Source organism: Pantoea sp. Z09, assembly GCF_022394795.1.
In the GTDB taxonomy this organism is placed as follows: domain Bacteria; phylum Pseudomonadota; class Gammaproteobacteria; order Enterobacterales; family Enterobacteriaceae; genus Pantoea; species Pantoea latae.
On sequence record NZ_CP092373.1, the window covers coordinates 353791 to 374069 of the forward strand.

The 20279-nt window shown below is 56.6% G+C and carries 18 protein-coding genes, 2 tRNA genes and 4 rRNA genes; 13 read left to right on the forward strand and 11 right to left on the reverse strand.

Annotated features, from left to right (window positions below):
* Nucleotides 1-5: 5 nt before the first annotated feature.
* From rsmB to def, 3 genes are read right to left on the reverse strand one after another with little or no spacing between them, the layout of a single operon-like run.
* A complete protein-coding gene (rsmB, locus tag MC269_RS01700) occupies nt 6-1298 on the reverse strand; it encodes a 16S rRNA (cytosine(967)-C(5))-methyltransferase RsmB (protein WP_239953554.1) in 1293 nt (430 codons plus the stop codon).
* Between the two features lie 47 nt (nt 1299-1345).
* Complete coding sequence (gene fmt / locus MC269_RS01705; protein ID WP_239953555.1) at nt 1346-2290, reverse strand: methionyl-tRNA formyltransferase; 945 nt, start codon at nt 2288-2290, stop codon at nt 1346-1348.
* Between the two features lie 13 nt (nt 2291-2303).
* Nucleotides 2304-2819: a peptide deformylase gene (gene def, locus MC269_RS01710; protein WP_081134593.1), complete on the reverse strand. Its 516-nt coding sequence runs from the start codon at nt 2817-2819 to the stop codon at nt 2304-2306.
* 116 nt (nt 2820-2935) lie between these two features.
* Between def and dprA the strand changes: the two genes are divergently transcribed.
* Genes dprA through MC269_RS01740 form a run of 6 tightly spaced genes read left to right on the forward strand, consistent with a single transcriptional unit; the run spans nt 2936 to nt 6732 of the window.
* Nucleotides 2936-4060 carry a DNA-protecting protein DprA gene (gene dprA, locus MC269_RS01715; protein ID WP_239953556.1) on the forward strand — a complete coding sequence of 375 codons (1125 nt, stop codon included), beginning with the start codon at nt 2936-2938 and terminating at the stop codon, nt 4058-4060.
* Nucleotides 4032-4505, forward strand: coding sequence for a DUF494 family protein Smg (smg, locus tag MC269_RS01720; RefSeq protein ID WP_033752918.1), 474 nt, complete (start codon nt 4032-4034; stop codon nt 4503-4505). Before dprA ends, smg begins: the two co-directional genes overlap by 29 nt.
* A gap of 23 nt (nt 4506-4528) precedes the next feature.
* On the forward strand, nt 4529-5074 hold the full coding sequence (locus MC269_RS01725) for a type I DNA topoisomerase (protein WP_239953558.1): 546 nt from the start codon (nt 4529-4531) through the stop codon (nt 5072-5074).
* 9 nt (nt 5075-5083) lie between these two features.
* Complete coding sequence (gene tsaC / locus MC269_RS01730; protein WP_239953560.1) at nt 5084-5656, forward strand: L-threonylcarbamoyladenylate synthase type 1 TsaC; 573 nt, start codon at nt 5084-5086, stop codon at nt 5654-5656.
* A 3-nt stretch (nt 5657-5659) separates the two neighbouring features.
* The gene (gene aroE / locus MC269_RS01735) at nt 5660-6478 is read left to right on the forward strand and encodes a shikimate dehydrogenase (RefSeq protein WP_239953562.1); all 819 of its coding nucleotides are present in this window, start codon (nt 5660-5662) and stop codon (nt 6476-6478) included.
* A complete protein-coding gene (locus MC269_RS01740) occupies nt 6475-6732 on the forward strand; it encodes a DUF1488 domain-containing protein (RefSeq protein ID WP_239953565.1) in 258 nt (85 codons plus the stop codon). Before aroE ends, MC269_RS01740 begins: the two co-directional genes overlap by 4 nt.
* Here the strand turns inward: MC269_RS01740 and MC269_RS01745 are convergent.
* Nucleotides 6699-7250: a gamma carbonic anhydrase family protein gene (locus MC269_RS01745; RefSeq protein ID WP_239953567.1), complete on the reverse strand. Its 552-nt coding sequence runs from the start codon at nt 7248-7250 to the stop codon at nt 6699-6701. The genes MC269_RS01740 and MC269_RS01745 overlap by 34 nt on opposite strands.
* A 489-nt stretch (nt 7251-7739) precedes the next feature.
* On the opposite strand from MC269_RS01745, the gene MC269_RS01750 reads away from it, so the two are divergent.
* From MC269_RS01750 to rrf (MC269_RS01775), 6 genes are all read left to right on the forward strand, one after another.
* A 16S ribosomal RNA gene (locus MC269_RS01750) occupies nt 7740-9281 on the forward strand.
* Between the two features lie 92 nt (nt 9282-9373).
* Nucleotides 9374-9448, forward strand: a tRNA-Glu gene (locus MC269_RS01755).
* Between the two features lie 210 nt (nt 9449-9658).
* Nucleotides 9659-12561, forward strand: a 23S ribosomal RNA gene (locus MC269_RS01760).
* Between the two features lie 92 nt (nt 12562-12653).
* A 5S ribosomal RNA gene (gene rrf, locus MC269_RS01765) occupies nt 12654-12769 on the forward strand.
* A gap of 15 nt (nt 12770-12784) precedes the next feature.
* Nucleotides 12785-12860 (forward strand) — tRNA-Thr (locus MC269_RS01770).
* 32 nt (nt 12861-12892) lie between these two features.
* Nucleotides 12893-13008 (forward strand): 5S ribosomal RNA (rrf, locus tag MC269_RS01775).
* Together the 16S, 23S and 5S rRNA genes with 2 tRNA genes alongside form the textbook arrangement of a ribosomal RNA operon.
* Before the next feature lie 116 nt (nt 13009-13124).
* On the opposite strand, the gene MC269_RS01780 is transcribed toward rrf (MC269_RS01775), so the two are convergent.
* From MC269_RS01780 to MC269_RS01795, 4 genes are all read right to left on the reverse strand, one after another.
* On the reverse strand, nt 13125-13883 hold the full coding sequence (locus MC269_RS01780) for an amino acid ABC transporter ATP-binding protein (protein ID WP_081140707.1): 759 nt from the start codon (nt 13881-13883) through the stop codon (nt 13125-13127).
* Nucleotides 13884-13891: 8 nt separating this feature from the next.
* Nucleotides 13892-14992, reverse strand: coding sequence for an amino acid ABC transporter permease (locus MC269_RS01785; protein ID WP_239953569.1), 1101 nt, complete (start codon nt 14990-14992; stop codon nt 13892-13894).
* Between the two features lie 15 nt (nt 14993-15007).
* Nucleotides 15008-16186, reverse strand: a complete 1179-nt coding sequence (locus tag MC269_RS01790; protein WP_239953571.1) for an amino acid ABC transporter permease — start codon at nt 16184-16186, stop codon at nt 15008-15010.
* A 67-nt stretch (nt 16187-16253) separates the two neighbouring features.
* Nucleotides 16254-17279 carry an amino acid ABC transporter substrate-binding protein gene (locus tag MC269_RS01795; protein WP_081140709.1) on the reverse strand — a complete coding sequence of 342 codons (1026 nt, stop codon included), beginning with the start codon at nt 17277-17279 and terminating at the stop codon, nt 16254-16256.
* A 282-nt stretch (nt 17280-17561) separates the two neighbouring features.
* Between MC269_RS01795 and MC269_RS01800 the strand changes: the two genes are divergently transcribed.
* The gene (locus MC269_RS01800) at nt 17562-17762 is read left to right on the forward strand and encodes a hypothetical protein (protein ID WP_239953573.1); all 201 of its coding nucleotides are present in this window, start codon (nt 17562-17564) and stop codon (nt 17760-17762) included.
* A 62-nt stretch (nt 17763-17824) separates the two neighbouring features.
* Here the strand turns inward: MC269_RS01800 and fis are convergent, their stop codons facing one another.
* The 3 genes from fis to MC269_RS01815 all read right to left on the reverse strand — a co-directional run bounded on the left by fis (nt 17825) and on the right by MC269_RS01815 (nt 20160).
* Nucleotides 17825-18121 carry a DNA-binding transcriptional regulator Fis gene (fis, locus tag MC269_RS01805; RefSeq protein ID WP_000462905.1) on the reverse strand — a complete coding sequence of 99 codons (297 nt, stop codon included), beginning with the start codon at nt 18119-18121 and terminating at the stop codon, nt 17825-17827.
* Nucleotides 18122-18145: 24 nt separating this feature from the next.
* On the reverse strand, nt 18146-19111 hold the full coding sequence (gene dusB, locus MC269_RS01810; protein WP_081140841.1) for a tRNA dihydrouridine synthase DusB: 966 nt from the start codon (nt 19109-19111) through the stop codon (nt 18146-18148).
* A 311-nt stretch (nt 19112-19422) separates the two neighbouring features.
* Nucleotides 19423-20160 carry a carbonic anhydrase gene (locus MC269_RS01815; protein ID WP_239953575.1) on the reverse strand — a complete coding sequence of 246 codons (738 nt, stop codon included), beginning with the start codon at nt 20158-20160 and terminating at the stop codon, nt 19423-19425.
* Nucleotides 20161-20279 lie beyond the last annotated feature (119 nt).

Below are 20279 nucleotides of genomic sequence, written 5' to 3' on the forward strand. Positions count from 1 at the left end.
TTCAGTTAATGCGCTTTTACCAGCTTAGCGTAGAAAAATCCGTCGCCGCCTTCCGCAGTCGGGAAGCATTGCAGCCCGCTTGTTTTACCGCCCGGCAAAACGTCGGCGCGCGCGTCGCTATGGCGCGTCAAAAAGGCGGCAATCTGCGCGTCGTTCTCTTCGGGCAAGACAGAGCAGGTGGCATAAAGCAGCGTGCCGCCCGGTTTCAGATGCGACCATATCGCTTCCAGAATATCGCGCTGCAGCGCAGCCAGCTCGGCGATATCCCGGTCGCGGCGCAGCCATTTGATATCGGGATGACGGCGGATCACGCCGGTAGCGGAGCAGGGCGCATCGAGCAGAATACGATCGAACTGACGATCGCCGCACCAGGCTTGCGGGGTACGGCCGTCGCCCTGTTTTACATCAGCCTGCATATTTAGACGCTGCAAATTCTCTTTCACGCGCGTCAGACGCTGAGCATCGACATCCACCGCCATCACCTGCGCTTCTGGCGCAATCTCCAGGATATGGGTGGTTTTGCCGCCCGGCGCGGCGCAAAGGTCGAGGATCTGTTCGCCGTTTTCCGGCGCCAGCAGCAGCGCGCAGCGCTGTGCGGAGAGATCCTGCACCGTGACCCAGCCGTCCGCGAAGCCAGGAAGCTGCCCGACCGGCGCGGGCGACTCTAGCCGCAGCGCATCAGGCGCCGTCTCGTCGGCAACGGCTGCTTTGCCGCTCTCGGCCAGCAGCCCCAGCCAGCCGTCGCGGCTGTGGTGCTGACGGTTGACGCGTAGCCACATCGGTGGACGCTGATTGTTCGCCTCCACGATCTGCTGCCACTGTTGCGGCCAGGCCTGCTGCAGACGCTGCAGCAGCCACCCCGGATGCAGATAGCGCTGCGTGCCCTGATCGACTTCCGCGATCAGCTCCGCCTGCTGACGCTGAAACTGGCGCAGCACGCCGTTCAGCAGGCCTTTGAGGTTCGCGCGCTTCAGCACCTCGGCGCCGGCGACGGTTTCCGCCAGCGCGGCGTGAGCGGGGACGCGCGTGTAGATCAGCTGATAGAGGCCGACCATAATGAGGTAGTGCAGCACGCGCTGTTTGCCATTCAGCGGGCGCGCCATCAGTTTGCCGATAAGGGCTTCAAGCTGCGGCAGCGTGCGCAGCACGCCGAAGCAGAGTTCCTGCAGCAGCGCGCCATCTTTATCCGCCACTTTTTTCTGCGCGGCAGGCAGTATGGCGCTAAGCGATTCGCCTTTATCGATAACCCGCTCAATCAGTTGAGCGGAGAGGCTTCGCAGATTCGTTGATTTAGTCATTCGCGTTACGTCATTAAACAAAAAGCCCGGACAGAGCCGGGCTGGAGTCAGGCTAAAACGCGGCCTGACGTGAACCACTCGCGGCGCGAGTTAAGCAGATCCTGCGCCGACATCGGTTTTTTACCGGCAGGCTGCAGCAGCTGAAGATTTAACACGCCTTCGGCGGTGGCGACCTGAATACCCTGCTTGTCGGCGGCGATAATCTCGCCCGGCTCACCGGTTACGTGCGGCAATACGCTTGCCTGCCACACTTTTACCGGCTGATCGTCAATCAGGAAATAGCTCACCGGCCAGGGATTAAAGGCGCGAATGCAGCGTTCCAGCTGCGCGGCGGAGAGCTGCCAGTCGAGACGCGCTTCCTCTTTGCTCAGCTTCTCGGCGTAGTTTGCCTGCGCGTCGTCCTGTTTTTCCGGCTGAGCGCGGCCTTCCGCCAGCTGCGTCAGCGTCTCCAGCAGCCCTTGCGGACCGAGCTGCGCCAGCTTGTCATACAGCGTGGCGCTGGTGTCCTGTGCGCTAATCGGGCAGCTGAGTTTGAAAAGCATATCGCCGGTGTCGAGACCCACGTCCATCTGCATAATGGTCACGCCGGTTTCGCTGTCGCCCGCCCAGAGCGAACGCTGGATCGGCGCCGCGCCGCGCCAGCGCGGCAGCAGCGAGCCGTGCACGTTGATGCAGCCGAGGCGCGGCATCGTCAGCACCGCCTGCGGCAGGATCAGGCCGTAGGCGACCACCACCATGACATCCGCCTCTAACTCCGCCACCAGCTGCTGGTTTTCGACCGGGCGCAGCGACTTAGGCTGGAAGAGGGGAATGGCGTGAGATTGCGCCAGGGTTTTCACCGGGCTGGGCGTAAGCTTATTGCCGCGACCGGCGGGGCGATCGGGTTGGGTAAAGACGCCAACGACCTGATGCTCAGAAGCAAGCAGCGCGTCGAGATGACGCGCTGCAAAATCAGGTGTGCCGGCAAAAATAATTTTCAGCGGGGCAGACACGTTTATCCCTTCTTTAGCCTTCGGTACGCGCGTTCTGACGCGCCAGTTTTTCCAGCTTTTGCTTGATGCGTTGACGTTTCAGCGGCGACAGGTAATCAATAAAAAGTTTGCCGTCGAGGTGATCGATCTCATGCTGAATACAGATCGCCAGCAGGCCATCAGTTTCCAGTTCATACGACTTGCCCTCGCGATCCAGCGCGCGCACTTTCACACGCTCGGCGCGCGGAACAAAGGCGCGCTGTTCCGGAATAGAGAGACAGCCCTCTTCGATGCCGGTTTCGCCGCTCTTTTCCAGCAGCTCCGGGTTAATCAACACCAGACGCTCGTCGCGATTTTCCGATACGTCGATAACGATGATGCGCTGGTGAATATCTACCTGCGTCGCCGCCAGGCCGATACCCTCTTCGGCGTACATGGTTTCAAACATATCGTCGACGATGCGCTGCACGTCAGCGTTAACTTCTTTGACTGGCGCCGCGATTTTGCGAAGACGATCGTCAGGGAAATGTAATACCTGCAAAACTGACATAAATATCCAGATCTGTATGCGATGAATAAAAGATTATTGCTTCATATTGTAGACTTTTTGCTGCGTGATTGACAGCATTCACCCGCAGGAAGCGGCGCGTAGAGCAGGGAGCAACTATGGACAAAATCGAGTGCTGGCTGCGGCTTTCCGCCGTCACCGGCCTGAGTGGAAAACGCTGGCTGCAGCTGGCGAACGCACTTGAGCAAACAGACGACCCTGGCCGGGTGCTGACGTCGTTGGGATTGAGTGAGCAGCAAATCAGGCAGTTCCACCGCCTGGCGGCTGGGCAGATTGCGCAGACGCAGGCGTGGCTCGCCGCCCATGACTCTCACTCGCTGCTGACCGCGCTGGATGCGCGCTATCCCGCCGCGCTGCGCGAAATTCATCGCTTTCCGCCGCTGCTCTATATAAAAGGCGACCCCGTAGTGCTCTCCTCTGTGCAGCTGGCGGTTGTCGGCAGCCGCAACTGTTCGCACTACGGGCGACAGTGGGGCGCATGGTTCACCCAACAGCTTGCCCTGAGCGACCTCACCATTACCAGCGGGCTGGCGCGCGGCATCGACGGCGTCGCGCATCGCGCTGCGCTGGATGTGCAGGGAAAAACCGTTGCCGTGCTGGGCAGCGGACTGCAGCATCTCTATCCCAAAAGCCACTGCGCGCTGGCGGAAGAGATCGTGGCAAAAGGCGGGGCGCTGGTTTCAGAGTTTCCACTTGCCGCGCCGCCGCATGCGCTTAACTTTCCGCGCCGCAACCGCATCATCAGCGGCCTGAGCCGGGGCGTGCTGGTGGTGGAAGCGACGCGCAAAAGCGGTTCGCTGGTGACCGCGCGCTGCGCGCTGGAACAGAATCGCAACGTCTACGCTTTGCCGGGCGCGCTGGGCAATAGCGGCAGCGAAGGCACGCACTGGCTGATCCAGCAAGGCGCGCTGCTGGTGGCCCATCCCACCGATATCGTTGACGATCTGCGCGCTGCGCTTAACTGGCTGCCCTTTACACAGCCGGAAGCAATATATTGCGAAGTGAGCGACGATGTGCCATTGCCATTTGCTGAGGTGTTGGCTAACGTAGGTGATGAGGTTACACCTGTTGACGTCGTCGCTGAACGTGCCGGCCAACCTGTGCCAGTGATCGCAGCCCAACTGCTGGAGCTGGAGTTAGCAGGATGGATCGCAGCTGTACCCGGCGGCTATGTCCGATTGAGGAGGGCATGCCATGTTCGACGTACTAATGTACTTGTTTGAGACATATATCCACAACGAAGCAGAAATGCAGGTTGATCAGGATACATTGACTGATGACTTAACCGATGCCGGTTTTCATCGTGAAGATATCTACAATGCGTTGAACTGGTTAGAAAAGCTTGCAGATTATCAGGAAGGCCTGGTCGATCCGATTCTGTTAGCGAACGATCCGCTTTCAATGCGCATCTACACGGAAGAAGAAGGCCAGCGTTTAGATGCCGAATGTCGTGGTTTCCTGCTGTTCCTTGAGCAGATTCAGGTGCTCAATATGGAAACGCGTGAAATGGTCATCGAACGAGTCATGGCGCTCGACACGCTCGAGTTCGATCTGGAAGATCTCAAATGGGTGGTGCTGATGGTGTTGTTTAATCTTCCGGGATGCGAGAACGCCTATCAGCAAATGGAAGAACTTTTATTCGACGTCAATGAAGGCATGCTGCACTAATTATTGATTATGCAGCCATCGTTATGAGCAAATCAGCACTCTTCACCGTGCGTAAATCGGATCCCTGCCCCGCATGCGGGGCAGAGTTAGCGATCCGCAGCGGTAAACACGGCGCCTTTTTAGGCTGTACTAATTATCCCGACTGCGACTATATCCGCCCGCTGAAAAATCAGGCTGACGGACATATCGTTAAAGTGCTTGAGGGACACGCCTGTCCACAGTGCGGCGCAGATAAAGCGTTGCGACAGGGACGCTACGGCATGTTTATCGGCTGCAGCCACTATCCTGAATGCAGCTACAGCGAAGCTATCGATAAGCCGGATGAAACCCTTATCGCCTGCCCACAGTGTCAGGAAGGCAAACTAGTGCAGCGCCGCTCGCGTTACGGCAAGACGTTTCACGCCTGTAACCGCTATCCATCCTGCCAGTTCGCCGTCAACGCCACGCCGGTCGCAGGCGAGTGTCCGCACTGCCATTTTCCGCTGCTGGTAGAAAAGAAAACCGCGCAGGGCGTCAAACGCTTTTGCGCCAGTAAGAGTTGCGGCAAGGCCGCCGCATCAGAGAATTAAGATCATATTATGCAAAACACCTCTTTTTCCGGTTCTCTGGAAGCCTGCGTTGACCAGCTGCGTCAGCAGGCCGTTATCGCTTATCCCACTGAAGCCGTGTTTGGTCTGGGCTGCGACCCGGACAGCGAAAGCGCCGTCATGGCGCTGCTGGCATTAAAACAGCGTCCGGTTGAGAAAGGATTAATTCTCATCGCCGCCGACTATGCTCAGCTGGAGCCTTATATCTCCGACCGAGAACTGACCGTTGAGCAACGCGAGCGTATGTTCGCGCACTGGCCGGGTCCAGTTACCTTCGTGGTGCCGGCCACGCCGCAAACGCCGCGCTGGCTGACAGGGCGTTTTGATTCGCTGGCGATCCGCGTCAGCGATCATCCTGATGTACAGGCGCTGTGTCGCGCATTCGGCAAGCCGCTGGTGTCGACCAGCGCCAACCTGTCGGGCGAAGCGCCATGCCGTACCGTTGAAGCGGTGCGCACGCAATTCGGCGAGGCGTTTCCCGTGCTGGCGGGCGACACCGGTGGACGGCAGAATCCGTCGGAAATTCGCGATGTCTTAACCGGCAACCTTATTCGTCAGGGCTAATTCATGGATCAGTTTGCGGTATTCGGCAATCCCATCAGCCACAGCAAATCGCCTTTAATTCACCAGATGTTTGCTGAGCAGACGGGCATTGCGCATCGCTACGGCCGGGTCTGCGCGCCGCTCGAGGCTTTTCCTGACACTATCGCTGCGTTTTTTGCCCAGGGCGGACGCGGCGCCAACGTTACGCTGCCTTTCAAGCAGCAGGCGTGCGAGTTTGCCGATGCGCTGAGCGAGCGAGCAGCGCTCTCCGGCGCGGTCAATACCCTGAAAAAAGGCAGCGACGGCCGCATTCTGGGCGATAACACCGACGGCATTGGTCTGTTGAGCGATCTGCAACGGCTGGCGCTGATCCATCCTGGCGACCGCATTCTGTTGGTCGGCGCGGGCGGCGCGGCGCGCGGCGTTATTCTGCCGCTGCTTTCCGCCGGCTGCGCGGTCACCGTGGTCAACCGCACGCAGGCGCGCGCGGAGGAGCTGGCGCAGATCTTCCGCCAGAGCGGGAAGATCGACGCCTGCGGTTTTGATCGGCTGGCCACGCGTCGTTTCGATCTGATCGTCAATGCGACCTCAAGCGGCGTAAGCGGCGAGGTGCCGCCGCTGCCTGTTTCGCTGATTGATGCGCAGGTGCGCTGCTACGACATGTTTTACCAGGCAGGCGCGACGCCGTTTTTGCAGTGGTGCGAGCAGCATGGCGCCCAGCGCTATGCGGATGGTCTCGGCATGCTGGTGGGACAGGCCGCGCACGCTTTTCAACTGTGGCACGGCGTAATGCCGGAGGTGGCGCCCGTTATCGCTCAGCTTAAACAGGCGATGCAGCCATGAATCAGGCTATTCAGTTTCCGGATCGTGAAGAGTGGAACGCGGAGAAAAAGGCGGTCTGCTTTCCGGCGCTGGCGAACGGCATGCTTTTGACCTGCGCCATCTCTGCCGACGCCCTGGCACAGCGCTTCGGCCAGGGCGAGGCGCTGGCCTTATTTGTCACCCATCGCTGGGATATAGAAGAAGAGGCGGAAGCGGCCATCCTTAATGAAGCATTTGACGATCAGGATTGGGTCTGGCTCGCCTCGGCAAGGTAGTCATCTTTCCAGCGAACATAGTTGTTAGCAGAATAGAGTAAGCCTGCGATCTCCTGTTCGTTCAGCGGACGCACCTGTCTGACCGGGCTGCCGAGATAAAGGTAGCCGCTCTCCAGACGTTTGCCCGGCGGCACCAGGCTGCCGGCGCCAATCATCACGTCATCTTCGATAATCGCACCGTCCAGCAAGATAGATCCCATACCTACCAGCACGCGATTGCCAATAGTGCAGGCGTGCAGCATCGCTTTATGCCCGACCGTGACGTCGTCGCCGATGGTTAACGGAAAACCCTGCGGATTACTGGCGGACTTATGCGTCACGTGCAGGACGCTACCATCCTGGATATTGGTGCGCGCGCCGATACGAACCTGATTAACATCGCCGCGTATCGCCACCAGTGGCCAGACGCTGGCGTCGTCGCCCAGAATCACATCCCCGACCACCACGCTGGAGGCGTCGATCATGACGCGCTGACCGCATTGCGGATAACTCTCTTTATATCGACGTAGAGCTGACATTCACTTTCTCCTTATAGATTCAGCTACAGACTGAGACGGATCGCGGCGCCAGACAAGGGTAAAAGGGCGGCGATCGTTGAAGATCTCGGCAATAAGATGGTTTTATCACCAACCGGAAAAAAAGATCGAAAAAAGGGTTGTGCAATTAAATCGGATCCCTATAATGCGCCTCCACTGACACGGCACAACGGCTTACGGAATGCGGTGTTCAGGAGACTCAGGTAGCTGAGTCGCCGGATGAAGTCCCTGAAAAAAGGGGTTGACTCCGAAGGAGAGTAGCGTAATATACGCCACCTCGCAGCAGCAGGCTCAGCCGCTGACTGCACCGCTCTTTAACAATTTATCAGACAATCTGTGTGGGCACTCGAGAGCAGATATCAAAGTCTTCGGACTTAAAAAATATCAAGCCTCACGAGTGGACACATAATGACATTCATTATGACGTTTTACAGATGAGCACCGCTTAACTTGTTTAAGCAAATCAAACTTAAATTGAAGAGTTTGATCATGGCTCAGATTGAACGCTGGCGGCAGGCCTAACACATGCAAGTCGAACGGTAGCACAGGAGAGCTTGCTCTCTGGGTGACGAGTGGCGGACGGGTGAGTAATGTCTGGGAAACTGCCCGATGGAGGGGGATAACTACTGGAAACGGTAGCTAATACCGCATAACGTCGCAAGACCAAAGTGGGGGACCTTCGGGCCTCACACCATCGGATGTGCCCAGATGGGATTAGCTAGTAGGTGGGGTAACGGCTCACCTAGGCGACGATCCCTAGCTGGTCTGAGAGGATGACCAGCCACACTGGAACTGAGACACGGTCCAGACTCCTACGGGAGGCAGCAGTGGGGAATATTGCACAATGGGCGCAAGCCTGATGCAGCCATGCCGCGTGTATGAAGAAGGCCTTCGGGTTGTAAAGTACTTTCAGCGGGGAGGAAGGCGATGCGGTTAATAACCGCGTCGATTGACGTTACCCGCAGAAGAAGCACCGGCTAACTCCGTGCCAGCAGCCGCGGTAATACGGAGGGTGCAAGCGTTAATCGGAATTACTGGGCGTAAAGCGCACGCAGGCGGTCTGTCAAGTCGGATGTGAAATCCCCGGGCTTAACCTGGGAACTGCATTCGAAACTGGCAGGCTAGAGTCTTGTAGAGGGGGGTAGAATTCCAGGTGTAGCGGTGAAATGCGTAGAGATCTGGAGGAATACCGGTGGCGAAGGCGGCCCCCTGGACAAAGACTGACGCTCAGGTGCGAAAGCGTGGGGAGCAAACAGGATTAGATACCCTGGTAGTCCACGCCGTAAACGATGTCGACTTGGAGGCTGTTCCCTTGAGGAGTGGCTTCCGGAGCTAACGCGTTAAGTCGACCGCCTGGGGAGTACGGCCGCAAGGTTAAAACTCAAATGAATTGACGGGGGCCCGCACAAGCGGTGGAGCATGTGGTTTAATTCGATGCAACGCGAAGAACCTTACCTACTCTTGACATCCACGGAATTTGGCAGAGATGCCTTAGTGCCTTCGGGAACCGTGAGACAGGTGCTGCATGGCTGTCGTCAGCTCGTGTTGTGAAATGTTGGGTTAAGTCCCGCAACGAGCGCAACCCTTATCCTTTGTTGCCAGCGATTCGGTCGGGAACTCAAAGGAGACTGCCGGTGATAAACCGGAGGAAGGTGGGGATGACGTCAAGTCATCATGGCCCTTACGAGTAGGGCTACACACGTGCTACAATGGCGCATACAAAGAGAAGCGACCTCGCGAGAGCAAGCGGACCTCATAAAGTGCGTCGTAGTCCGGATCGGAGTCTGCAACTCGACTCCGTGAAGTCGGAATCGCTAGTAATCGTGGATCAGAATGCCACGGTGAATACGTTCCCGGGCCTTGTACACACCGCCCGTCACACCATGGGAGTGGGTTGCAAAAGAAGTAGGTAGCTTAACCTTCGGGAGGGCGCTTACCACTTTGTGATTCATGACTGGGGTGAAGTCGTAACAAGGTAACCGTAGGGGAACCTGCGGTTGGATCACCTCCTTACCTGAAGATACTGCCTTTCGAAGTGCTCACACAGATTGTCTGATAGAAACGTAAAGAAGCAAGACGGCTGCGAAGTCGTGACGCGTTTTCGTGTCCCCTTCGTCTAGCGGTTAGGACTCCGCCCTTTCACGGCGGCAACAGGGGTTCGAATCCCCTAGGGGACGCCACTTGCTGGTTCGTGAGTGAAAGTCACCGACCCCCGTATCTTAAAGATGACTTGCGAGTCATGTTTAAGATATTGCTCTTTAACAATCCGGAACAAGCTGAAAATTGAAACGACGCTTTGCGTTATTCCTCCGTAATAAGGAATAAAGGCAACGCGTTCGAGTCTCTCAATAATCACAACCGCGACGTCGCAAGACGCCTGTGGGTTGTGAGGTTAAGCGACTAAGCGTACACGGTGGATGCCCTGGCAGTCAGAGGCGATGAAGGACGTGCTAATCTGCGAAAAGCGCCGGCAAGGTGATATGAACCGCTACAGCCGGCGATGTCCGAATGGGGAAACCCAGTGTGTTTCGACACACTATCGCAACATGAATACATAGTGTTGCGAGGCGAACCGGGGGAACTGAAACATCTAAGTACCCCGAGGAAAAGAAATCAACCGAGATTCCCCCAGTAGCGGCGAGCGAACGGGGAGCAGCCCAGAGCCTGAATCAGCTTGTGTGTTAGTGGAAGCGTCTGGAAAGTCGCAGGGTACAGGGTGATACTCCCGTACACGAAAACACACAGGCTGTGAGCTCGATGAGTAGGGCGGGACACGTGGTATCCTGTCTGAATATGGGGGGACCATCCTCCAAGGCTAAATACTCCTGACTGACCGATAGTGAACCAGTACCGTGAGGGAAAGGCGAAAAGAACCCCGGCGAGGGGAGTGAAAAGAACCTGAAACCGTGTACGTACAAGCAGTGGGAGCCTCTTTTATGGGGTGACTGCGTACCTTTTGTATAATGGGTCAGCGACTTATATTCTGTAGCAAGGTTAACCGTATAGGGGAGCCGCAGGGAAACCGAGTCTTAACTGGGCGTTAAGTTGCAGGGTATAGACCCGAAACCCGGTGATCTAGCCATGGGCAGGTTGAAGGTTGGGTAACACTAACTGGAGGACCGAACCGACTAATGTTGAAAAATTAGCGGATGACCTGTGGCTGGGGGTGAAAGGCCAATCAAACCGGGAGATAGCTGGTTCTCCCCGAAAGCTATTTAGGTAGCGCCTCGTGAACTCATTCTCGGGGGTAGAGCACTGTTTCGGCTAGGGGGCCATCCCGGCTTACCAACCCGATGCAAACTGCGAATACCGAGAAATGTTATCACGGGAGACACACGGCGGGTGCTAACGTCCGTCGTGAAGAGGGAAACAACCCAGACCGCCAGCTAAGGTCCCAAAGTCATGGTTAAGTGGGAAACGATGTGGGAAGGCCCAGACAGCCAGGATGTTGGCTTAGAAGCAGCCATCATTTAAAGAAAGCGTAATAGCTCACTGGTCGAGTCGGCCTGCGCGGAAGATGTAACGGGGCTAAACCATGCACCGAAGCTGCGGCAGCAGTAGCGATACTGTTGGGTAGGGGAGCGTTCTGTAAGCCGTCGAAGGTGGCCTGTGAGGGCCGCTGGAGGTATCAGAAGTGCGAATGCTGACATAAGTAACGATAAAGCGGGTGAAAAGCCCGCTCGCCGGAAGACCAAGGGTTCCTGTCCAACGTTAATCGGGGCAGGGTGAGTCGACCCCTAAGGCGAGGCCGAAAGGCGTAGTCGATGGGAAACAGGTTAATATTCCTGTACTTGGTGTTGCTGCGAAGGGGGGACGGAGAAGGCTATGTTGGCCGGGCGACGGTTGTCCCGGTTTAAGCGTGTAGGCTGACTTTCCAGGCAAATCCGGAAAGTCAAGGCTGAGGCGTGACGACGAGGCACTACGGTGCTGAAGCAACAAATGCCCTGCTTCCAGGAAAAGCCTCTAAGCATCAGGCAACACGAAATCGTACCCCAAACCGACACAGGTGGTCAGGTAGAGAATACCAAGGCGCTTGAGAGAACTCGGGTGAAGGAACTAGGCAAAATGGTGCCGTAACTTCGGGAGAAGGCACGCTGGCGCGTAGGTGAGGGGACTTGCTCCCGGAGCCGAGGCCAGTCGAAGATACCAGCTGGCTGCAACTGTTTATTAAAAACACAGCACTGTGCAAACACGAAAGTGGACGTATACGGTGTGACGCCTGCCCGGTGCCGGAAGGTTAATTGATGGGGTTATCCGCAAGGAGAAGCTCTTGATCGAAGCCCCGGTAAACGGCGGCCGTAACTATAACGGTCCTAAGGTAGCGAAATTCCTTGTCGGGTAAGTTCCGACCTGCACGAATGGCGTAATGATGGCCAGGCTGTCTCCACCCGAGACTCAGTGAAATTGAAATCGCTGTGAAGATGCAGTGTACCCGCGGCAAGACGGAAAGACCCCGTGAACCTTTACTACAGCTTGACACTGAACACTGGTCCTTGATGTGTAGGATAGGTGGGAGGCTTCGAAGCGTGGACGCCAGTCTGCGTGGAGCCGTCCTTGAAATACCACCCTTTAATGGCTGGTGTTCTAACGTAGGCCCGTTATCCGGGCTGCGGACAGTGTCTGGTGGGTAGTTTGACTGGGGCGGTCTCCTCCCAAAGCGTAACGGAGGAGCACGAAGGTTGGCTAATCCTGGTCGGACATCAGGAGGTTAGTGCAATGGCATAAGCCAGCTTGACTGCGAGAGTGACGGCTCGAGCAGGTGCGAAAGCAGGTCATAGTGATCCGGTGGTTCTGAATGGAAGGGCCATCGCTCAACGGATAAAAGGTACTCCGGGGATAACAGGCTGATACCGCCCAAGAGTTCATATCGACGGCGGTGTTTGGCACCTCGATGTCGGCTCATCACATCCTGGGGCTGAAGTAGGTCCCAAGGGTACGGCTGTTCGCCGTTTAAAGTGGTACGCGAGCTGGGTTTAGAACGTCGTGAGACAGTTCGGTCCCTATCTGCCGTGGGCGCTGGAAAACTGAGGGGGGTTGCTCCTAGTACGAGAGGACCGGAGTGAACGCACCGCTGGTGTTCGGGTTGTCATGCCAATGGCACTGCCCGGTAGCTAAGTGCGGAAGAGATAAGTGCTGAAAGCATCTAAGCACGAAACTTGCCCCGAGATGAGTTTTCCCTGACCCCTTGAGGGTCCTGAAGGGACGTTGAAGACGACGACGTTGATAGGCCGGGTGTGTAAGCGCAGCGATGCGTTGAGCTAACCGGTACTAATGACCCGTGAGGCTTAACCTTACAACGCCAGAGGCGTTTTGCGAGACGCGAGATTTTCAGCTTGTTAACGGATACACCGTGCGGCCTTCGGGCGGCGCGGAAAACAGAATTTGCCTGGCGGCACTAGCGCGGCGGTCCCACCTGACCCCATGCCGAACTCAGAAGTGAAACGCCGTAGCGCCGATGGTAGTGTGGGGTCTCCCCATGCGAGAGTAGGGAACTGCCAGGCATCCAAATACAGTGTGCTGATATGGCTCAGTTGGTAGAGCGCACCCTTGGTAAGGGTGAGGTCCCCAGTTCGACTCTGGGTATCAGCACCAGTTACATGAGAGTTCGGCAAAAAAAGAATTTGCCTGGCGGCACTAGCGCGGCGGTCCCACCTGACCCCATGCCGAACTCAGAAGTGAAACGCCGTAGCGCCGATGGTAGTGTGGGGTCTCCCCATGCGAGAGTAGGGAACTGCCAGGCATCAAACAAGAGAAAGCCCTTTGCGAAAGCAAAGGGCTTTTTTCTTTGCTGCGATCGGCCTTGAGTGCGATAAAAAAACCCGGAACCAGTCCGGGGCGTTGCGCCAGAGACGAGCGTCAGTGAATAACCTGCGACAGAAAGGCGCGCGTGCGCTCTGACGTTGGGTTAGAGAAGAAGGTTTGCGGCGGCGCCATCTCGACGATCTCGCCGCGATCCATAAAGATCACGCGGTCAGCCACGGTGCGGGCAAAGCCCATCTCATGCGTGACGCACAGCATCGTCATGCCATCCTCTGCCAGTCCAATCATAGTATCCAGCACCTCTTTGACCATTTCCGGATCCAGCGCCGAGGTGGGTTCATCAAACAGCATAATTTTCGGCTTCATACAGAGCGAACGGGCAATGGCCACGCGCTGCTGCTGTCCGCCAGAGAGCTGACCCGGAAACTTATGCGCATGCTCCGCAATGCGCACGCGTTCCAGATAGTGCATCGCCAGCGCCTCCGCCTCTTTTTTAGAGGTCTTGCGCACCCAGATGGGCGCCAGCGTGCAGTTCTGCAAAACCGTCAGGTGCGGGAACAGATTGAAATGCTGAAACACCATGCCGACTTCAGTACGAACGCGCTCAATATTGCGCACATCATCATTCAGATGAATGCCGTCAACCACGATTCGCCCTTGCTGATGCTCTTCCAGATGGTTGATACAGCGGATCGTGGTGGATTTGCCGGAGCCGGAAGGTCCACAGAGTACGATGCGTTCGCGCGGTTTGACCTGCAGATTGATATCCTTCAGAACATGGAATTGCCCATACCATTTGTTCACGTTCTCGAGCGAAATCATTAAAGCTGAATCGTGATGCGAATGTTGTGTCATGAAAAACCTCAGTGCGATTTACGCCCGGTGTGAAAGCGCTTCTCCAGATGCTGGCTATAGCGCGACATGCTAAAACAGAAGATCCAGTAGACCAGCGCGGCAAAGACATAGCCTTCCGTCGACATGCCCAACCATGCGGGATCGACGGTGGCTTGCTGCACGCTGCTGAACAGATCGAAAAGGCCGATGATGATCACCAGGCTGGTATCTTTAAACAGCGCGATAATGGTATTGACCAGCCCAGGAATGGTGAGCTTCAGCGCCTGCGGCAAAATCACCAGCAGCTGGGTTTTCCAGTAGCCGAGCGCCAGCGACTCCGCCGCTTCATACTGCCCTTTCGGCAGCGCCTGCAAACCACCGCGCACCACTTCGGCAACATAGGCCGACTGGAACAAAATCACCCCGACCAGCGCACGCACCAGCTTATCGATAGTGGTGCCTTCTGACATAAACAGCGGCAGCATTACCGAGGACATAAACAGCACGGTAATCAGCGGCACGCCGCGCCAGAACTCGATGAAAATGATCGACAGCGTGCGCACCACCGGCATACGCGAGCGGCGTCCCAGCGCCAGCAGAATACCGAGCGGCAGCGCGCCGGCGATGCCGACCGCGGCAATAATCAGCGTTAAGGTTAGCCCGCCCCATTGACGCGTCTCGACCCGCTCCAGCCCAAAGAAGCCGCCATACATCAGCAGCCAGACGGTGAGGGGATAGATCAGCGCCCAACAGGCGATGTAGCGGCCGCGGTACGGCAGCGATTTAATAAACATCGGGATAAGAGAGGCTATCCCTAGCACCAGCGCAAGGTTAATGCGCCAGCGCAGCTCATGCGGATAGAGGCCATACATAAACTGGCCGAAACGCGCATGGATAAACACCCAGCAGGCACCCTCTTTGGTGCAGTCGGCGCGCGTCTCGCCAATCCAGTTCGCCTGAAACACCAGCCACTCCAGCGCGGGCGGGATCACCTGCCACATCAGCCAGAGGCAGAACAGCGTCAGCAGCGTGTTGAACCAGCTGGAGAAGAGGTTCTTTCGCGCCCAGCCCCAGGCGCGGCTCAGCGGCGTGGTGGCGACCGGCGGGGTTTCATGTGTGGTCACAGACATCGTCATCCCGTTCTCTTAGCGCTCAACCAGCGCAATTTTGCGGTTATAAATATTCATCAACAGGGAAATCACCAGGCTAATCACCAGGTAAACACCCATGGTGATGGCGATGGTTTCGATCGCCTGGCCCGTCTGATTCAATACCGTACCGGCAAACAGCGACACCATATCGGGGTAGCCGATAGCGGCGGCCAGCGAGGAGTTTTTCACGATGTTGAGATACTGGCTGGTCAGCGGCGGGATAATGACGCGCATCGCCTGCGGAATAATGACCTGACGCAGCGTCACCGGATTAGGCAATCCCAGCGAGCGCGCGGCCTCATGCTGGCCGTGCGGCACGGACTGAATGCCGGCACGGATCACCTCGGCGATAAACGAAGAGGTATAGACCGAAAGCGCCAGCGTCAGCGCCGCCAGTTCAGGGATCATGACAAAGCCGCCGCGGAAGTTGAAGCCGCGCAGCGTCGGCACATCCCAGTGGTTGGCGGCGCCGAAAGCGAGATGCGCCACCGCGGGAAACAGCAGCAGCATAGCGAGAGCAGCGGGCCAGGTCCGGCGCAGCTGGCCGGTCTTGAGCTGGTATTTGCGATGATAGCGGAACAGCGCATAGCTGCCTGCGGCGGCCAGCGTCAGCGCGATAACAAACGGCCAGGAGCCAGGCGCATACTGCGGCCAGGGCACATAGAGGCCGCGGTTGCTGACGAAGGCGAGATCGAAGGCGCTGAGCGCCTGTCGCGGGCCGGGAAGATTACGCAGTACCGCGAAGTACCAGAAGAAGATCTGCAGCAGCGGCGGAATATTGCGGAACGTTTCGATGTAGATCGTCGAGAGCTTGCGCAGCAGCCAGTTATCCGACAGACGCGCCAGGCCGATGAAAAATCCCAGCAGCGAAGCGAAAACGATACAGAGCGCAGAGACCAGCAGCGTGTTGGTCAGGCCGACCAGAAACACGCGCGCATAGGTATCGCCTTCGGTGTAGTCGATCAGATGCTGAACGATGCCGAAACCGGCGCTGCGCTCAAGAAAACCAAATCCGGACGTAATGCCGCGGCTGGCAAGGTTAATGACCGTGTTGTGGATCAGATAACCCACCACGATAAATACTGCGACGACGGCGATAATCTGGTAAAGCCAGGCGCGAACCGCGGGATTACCGAATGAAATGTCCCTTTTCACGCTTGGGCGTTGTGACATGTTGAAACCTCAGAGACAAAGCGCAGGCAGGACGCCGCACGGTGCGGCGTCCCGTGAACAGGGATAGTTAGCGGACCGGCGGGGCGTACTGAATGCCGCCCTGATTCCACAGCGCGTTCTGGCCGCGCGCGATTTTCAGCGCGCTGTCTTTGCCCACGTTGCGGTCGAACACTTCCTGATAGTTACCCACCTGCTTAATGATGTTGAAAGCCCACTTATTATCGAGCTTCAGGTCTTTGCCGAAGTCGCCTTCCGCGCCTAACAGATGCGCCATATCCGGCGTGGTGGGTTTGGCGGTCATCTGATCGACGTTCTTCGAGTTAATGCCCATCTCTTCAGCGTTCAGCATGGCGTAGAGCGACCACTTAACGATGGTGAACCAGTCATCGTCACCGCGACGCACAACCGGACCCAGCGGCTCTTTCGAGATCACTTCCGGCAGCACGATAAACTCATCCGGCTTGCCAAGTTTGATGCGCAGCGCATAGAGCTGAGACTGGTCAGACGCCAGGGTATCGCAGCGTCCGCTGTCGAGCGCTTTAGCGGACTCGTCAGAGCGGTCGAAAGTCACCGGGGTGTACTGCATTTTGTTGGCTTTGAAAAAGTCCGCCACATTCAGTTCGGTATCGGTACCCGCCTGGATACAGACGGTTGCGCCGTCCAGCTCTTTCGCGCTCTTCAGGCCCGCTTTCTGATGGGTCAAAAAGCCGATGCCGTCGTAGTAGTTGACGCCGGCGAACAGGAAGCCCATTCCGCCGTCGCGCGAAGAGGTCCAGGTGGTGTTGCGCGACAGGATATCCACTTCGCCTGACTGCAGGGCGGTAAAACGCTCTTTAGCGGTCAGCGGCGTGTATTTAACCTTGCTGGCGTCGCCGAAAACGGCGGCGGCGGCCGCGCGGCAGACATCTACGTCGATGCCGGAGAACTTGCCGCTGGCGTCGGCATAAGAGAAGCCCGGCAGCCCATCGCTGATCCCGCACTGCACGAAACCTTTCTTCTTAATCGCATCCAGCGTGGTGCCGGCGTGCGCCTGCTGGGTAACCGCGAAAAGCGCAGCGGCGGCGACCAACGTAGAGAGCATCATCTTTTTCATAAAGGATCCTGTGTGGCGTAACTATATTGTTATGTTTGATGCGCGCTTTGCCGCGCGCTATGACCTGTCTGTGGCGGTCAGCCACGCATAGCTCTGCAAAGCCAATGCCAGGTTTGCAGAAACTCGAGTGGGCTGGAAAGATCTCTTATTATTCTGAAGAATTGGGAAAGCAGCGTTACTATCGCGCACCAAAAGCAAGCAAAGCGAGTCGCCCCGATCACATTTAGTGCAAATAGTTTCACTATATGGAAGCAATGTGAGCCAAAGCTCAGGAAAGAATGTATGCAGGGATGGCGTTACGTTTTTCGCCAACGCAGATCACTGGCTGGCGTCAGCACGCGGGTTGTGGAGCAGCGGGCGAAAAAGAGAGTGGGCCATCAGGCAGGAGAAATTGTCGAAACGCAGGCAATTTTCACCTGCGCGATTGCAACGAAGGTTACCATTTGCGTGCGAGTTGTTTCATTGATTCATGCGTTATTGTGAAACGCTGCACAAATAAAAACGCCAGCACTCAGGCTGGCGTCATTTACCGCATCAACTAAAAATCAGTTCATGCCGTATTTTTTCAGTTTCTTACGCAGAGTACCACGGTTGATACCCATCATCAGCGCAGCACGGGTCTGGTTGCCACGGGTATACTGCATCACCATGTCCAACAGTGGCTGCTCGACTTCAGCCAGTACCAGCTCATAGAGGTCATTCACATCCTGACCATTCAGTTGAGCAAAATAGTTCTTCAGTGCCTGTTTAACCGAATCACGCAGAGGCTTTTGCGTCACCTGATCCTGTGAGTTAACGGTAGAAACGGTCAGTACGTCAGAATTTACGCGTTGTTCGAACATAGTTCTTTCAGCTCTTTATTTCGTTTACGCAAGATTTTCGAAGTATGCCTCCAACGCCTCCAGCTGTTCGCTGGCATCCTCTATGGCGTTGAATGTGCGCCGAAACTGGTCATTAGGGGCATGTTCCTGCAAATACCAGGAGACGTGCTTTCGCGCTATACGGTATCCCTTGCCTGGACCATAAAAGTCGTGCAGCTCACGTATATGCGCAACGAGCATACGCTTCACCTCTGCCAGCGGCAGCGGCGCAAGCAGCTCCCCAGTGTCCAGATAATGCTGGATTTCCCGGAAGATCCACGGTCTTCCCTGAGCCGCGCGGCCTACCATCAGGGCATCTGCCCCCGTATAGTCAAGCACGGCTCTGGCTTTATGCGGGTCAGTTATGTCGCCATTCGCGATAACGGGAATGGTGACACTCTGCTTAACTGTCCGAATGCTGTCGTATTCAGCTTCCCCGTTGAACAGGCAGGCACGAGTGCGTCCATGTATCGTCAGGGCCTGAACGCCACAGCGTTCAGCCAATTGGGCAATCTCTACACAGTTACGGTTTTCCGGATCCCAGCCGGTGCGAATCTTCAGCGTAACGGGCACATCCACTGCGTTAACCACGGCGCTGAGAATAGACTTCACCAGGTCGGGATACTGCAGCAGCGCTGAGCCTGCCATCTTACGATTCACTTTTTTCGCCGGGCAGCCCATGTTGATATCGATGATCTGCGCACCAGACGCCACGTTAATGCGCGCGGCGGCCGCCATATCATCAGGATCGCAACCTGCAATCTGCACGGCACGAATGCCGGGTTCGTCACTGTGCACCATACGCAAACGCGATTTGTCGCTGGCCCAGACTTCCGGGTTAGACGACAACATCTCGGAGACCGCCATGCCGGCGCCGTTCTCAAAACAGAGAGTGCGGAATGGCTTATCGGTGATCCCGGCCATCGGCGCAGCAATGAGTCGATTACGAAGCTGGTGGTGTCCAATGCGCATGAAGAAGAAGTGACCGTAACTGTTCGCAAGGCGGCTTATATTACGCATTTTTTAAGGAAGATGAAAGGCCAAACTTTGAACAATCCGCCGTTAAAGACGCGATGAAGCCGGTCAAAGCGCGTGCAATTTTTTAAATAACCTATAAATTCAATGAATTAAAGAAATACGCTGAAATTGTGAGCAAAAATTTTTCTCAAAACAGGCGCTGAATCACAACATAAAAAGCGCCACATCAGGTAATTAGCCAGAGATATGGCGGCGGATTGGCTATTAATTATACAAATATGATTGCGTCCAGTAGGTAACCAATCCTATTCAACCACCACACGGCCGTGCAGCGGCTGCAAGGGACGATTGTTGCTCGACTTCAGCGCCTGCTGGAAAACAGCGAGCTGCGCCGACGACAGCTGCACCGGCTGCTTCATCACCAGCCAGCGCAATCCTTCGGTACAGGGCGGGGTCGTCAGCGATCCGCTAAAGCGATAGTAGTGGCGATCCTGCGGAAACAGCGGGCGCAAATCGACCGGCCTGTTTAACACCACCGGCCGATTCTGCTGCGCGGGAAGGGCCGCCAGCAACCCGGTCAACGCCGGGTTCTCCGCGCCCGTCTCAAACATCACTGCGACGACCGCCAGCTCGCCTGCCGCATTCTGATGCACGAAGTGCGCTTCAAGGGGAAAGGCGCGGCCGGCAATGCGGTTCTCGCTCGGCGTATGAAAATGGTATTGCCTGAGAGAGTAGGTTTCGCCATCGAGCTGGAAGTCATCTTCGTCATCGACCGTGACCTGAAGCGTATGGCCGTTGTTAACCAGCGTTTCGGCTGCGGCATGAAATTCCAGAGCGAGCGGCGGCAAATGACCGTCAACAGGATGGCGTATATCTATTGGCGACTGAAACTGTCCGTTATGGCAGGTGTGATACTCAGCGGCCAGTTCACCCCAGTGTTCAGGGCCCGCCTGGCCTTCATAACTCCAGTGCGGCGCAGAGGCGCAGACGGGAGAGAGAGGCACGCACGCGGCCAGCCAGCTTAACAGCAGCGATCTTCTCATTATCTGACTCGAAAAAATGAAGGGGATCAGATAATAAGCATCGGTCAGACAGGGAAAGTTTGCGGCTGGACAAAGCGGGCGCAGAATTGTACTGCGCCCGCATTTATCGTCAAACAGCG

Bases quoted from the DNA above. Each gene is read 5' to 3' on its own strand.
- MC269_RS01745 (WP_239953567.1), bottom strand. From the start codon at position 7,250: ATGTCAGCTCTACGTCGATATAAAGAGAGTTATCCGCAATGCGGTCAG.
- MC269_RS01725 (WP_239953558.1), top strand. From the start codon at position 4,529: ATGAGCAAATCAGCACTCTTCACCGTGCGTAAATCGGATCCCTGCCCC.
- dprA (WP_239953556.1), top strand. From the start codon at position 2,936: ATGGACAAAATCGAGTGCTGGCTGCGGCTTTCCGCCGTCACCGGCCTG.
- tsaC (WP_239953560.1), top strand. From the start codon at position 5,084: ATGCAAAACACCTCTTTTTCCGGTTCTCTGGAAGCCTGCGTTGACCAG.
- smg (WP_033752918.1), top strand. From the start codon at position 4,032: ATGTTCGACGTACTAATGTACTTGTTTGAGACATATATCCACAACGAA.
- def (WP_081134593.1), bottom strand. From the start codon at position 2,819: ATGTCAGTTTTGCAGGTATTACATTTCCCTGACGATCGTCTTCGCAAA.
- MC269_RS01790 (WP_239953571.1), bottom strand. From the start codon at position 16,186: ATGTCACAACGCCCAAGCGTGAAAAGGGACATTTCATTCGGTAATCCC.
- MC269_RS01815 (WP_239953575.1), bottom strand. From the start codon at position 20,160: ATGAGAAGATCGCTGCTGTTAAGCTGGCTGGCCGCGTGCGTGCCTCTC.
- MC269_RS01740 (WP_239953565.1), top strand. From the start codon at position 6,475: ATGAATCAGGCTATTCAGTTTCCGGATCGTGAAGAGTGGAACGCGGAG.
- fis (WP_000462905.1), bottom strand. From the start codon at position 18,121: ATGTTCGAACAACGCGTAAATTCTGACGTACTGACCGTTTCTACCGTT.
- MC269_RS01800 (WP_239953573.1), top strand. From the start codon at position 17,562: ATGCAGGGATGGCGTTACGTTTTTCGCCAACGCAGATCACTGGCTGGC.
- dusB (WP_081140841.1), bottom strand. From the start codon at position 19,111: ATGCGCATTGGACACCACCAGCTTCGTAATCGACTCATTGCTGCGCCG.
- rsmB (WP_239953554.1), bottom strand. From the start codon at position 1,298: ATGACTAAATCAACGAATCTGCGAAGCCTCTCCGCTCAACTGATTGAG.
- MC269_RS01785 (WP_239953569.1), bottom strand. From the start codon at position 14,992: ATGTCTGTGACCACACATGAAACCCCGCCGGTCGCCACCACGCCGCTG.
- MC269_RS01795 (WP_081140709.1), bottom strand. From the start codon at position 17,279: ATGAAAAAGATGATGCTCTCTACGTTGGTCGCCGCCGCTGCGCTTTTC.
- MC269_RS01780 (WP_081140707.1), bottom strand. From the start codon at position 13,883: ATGACACAACATTCGCATCACGATTCAGCTTTAATGATTTCGCTCGAG.
- aroE (WP_239953562.1), top strand. From the start codon at position 5,660: ATGGATCAGTTTGCGGTATTCGGCAATCCCATCAGCCACAGCAAATCG.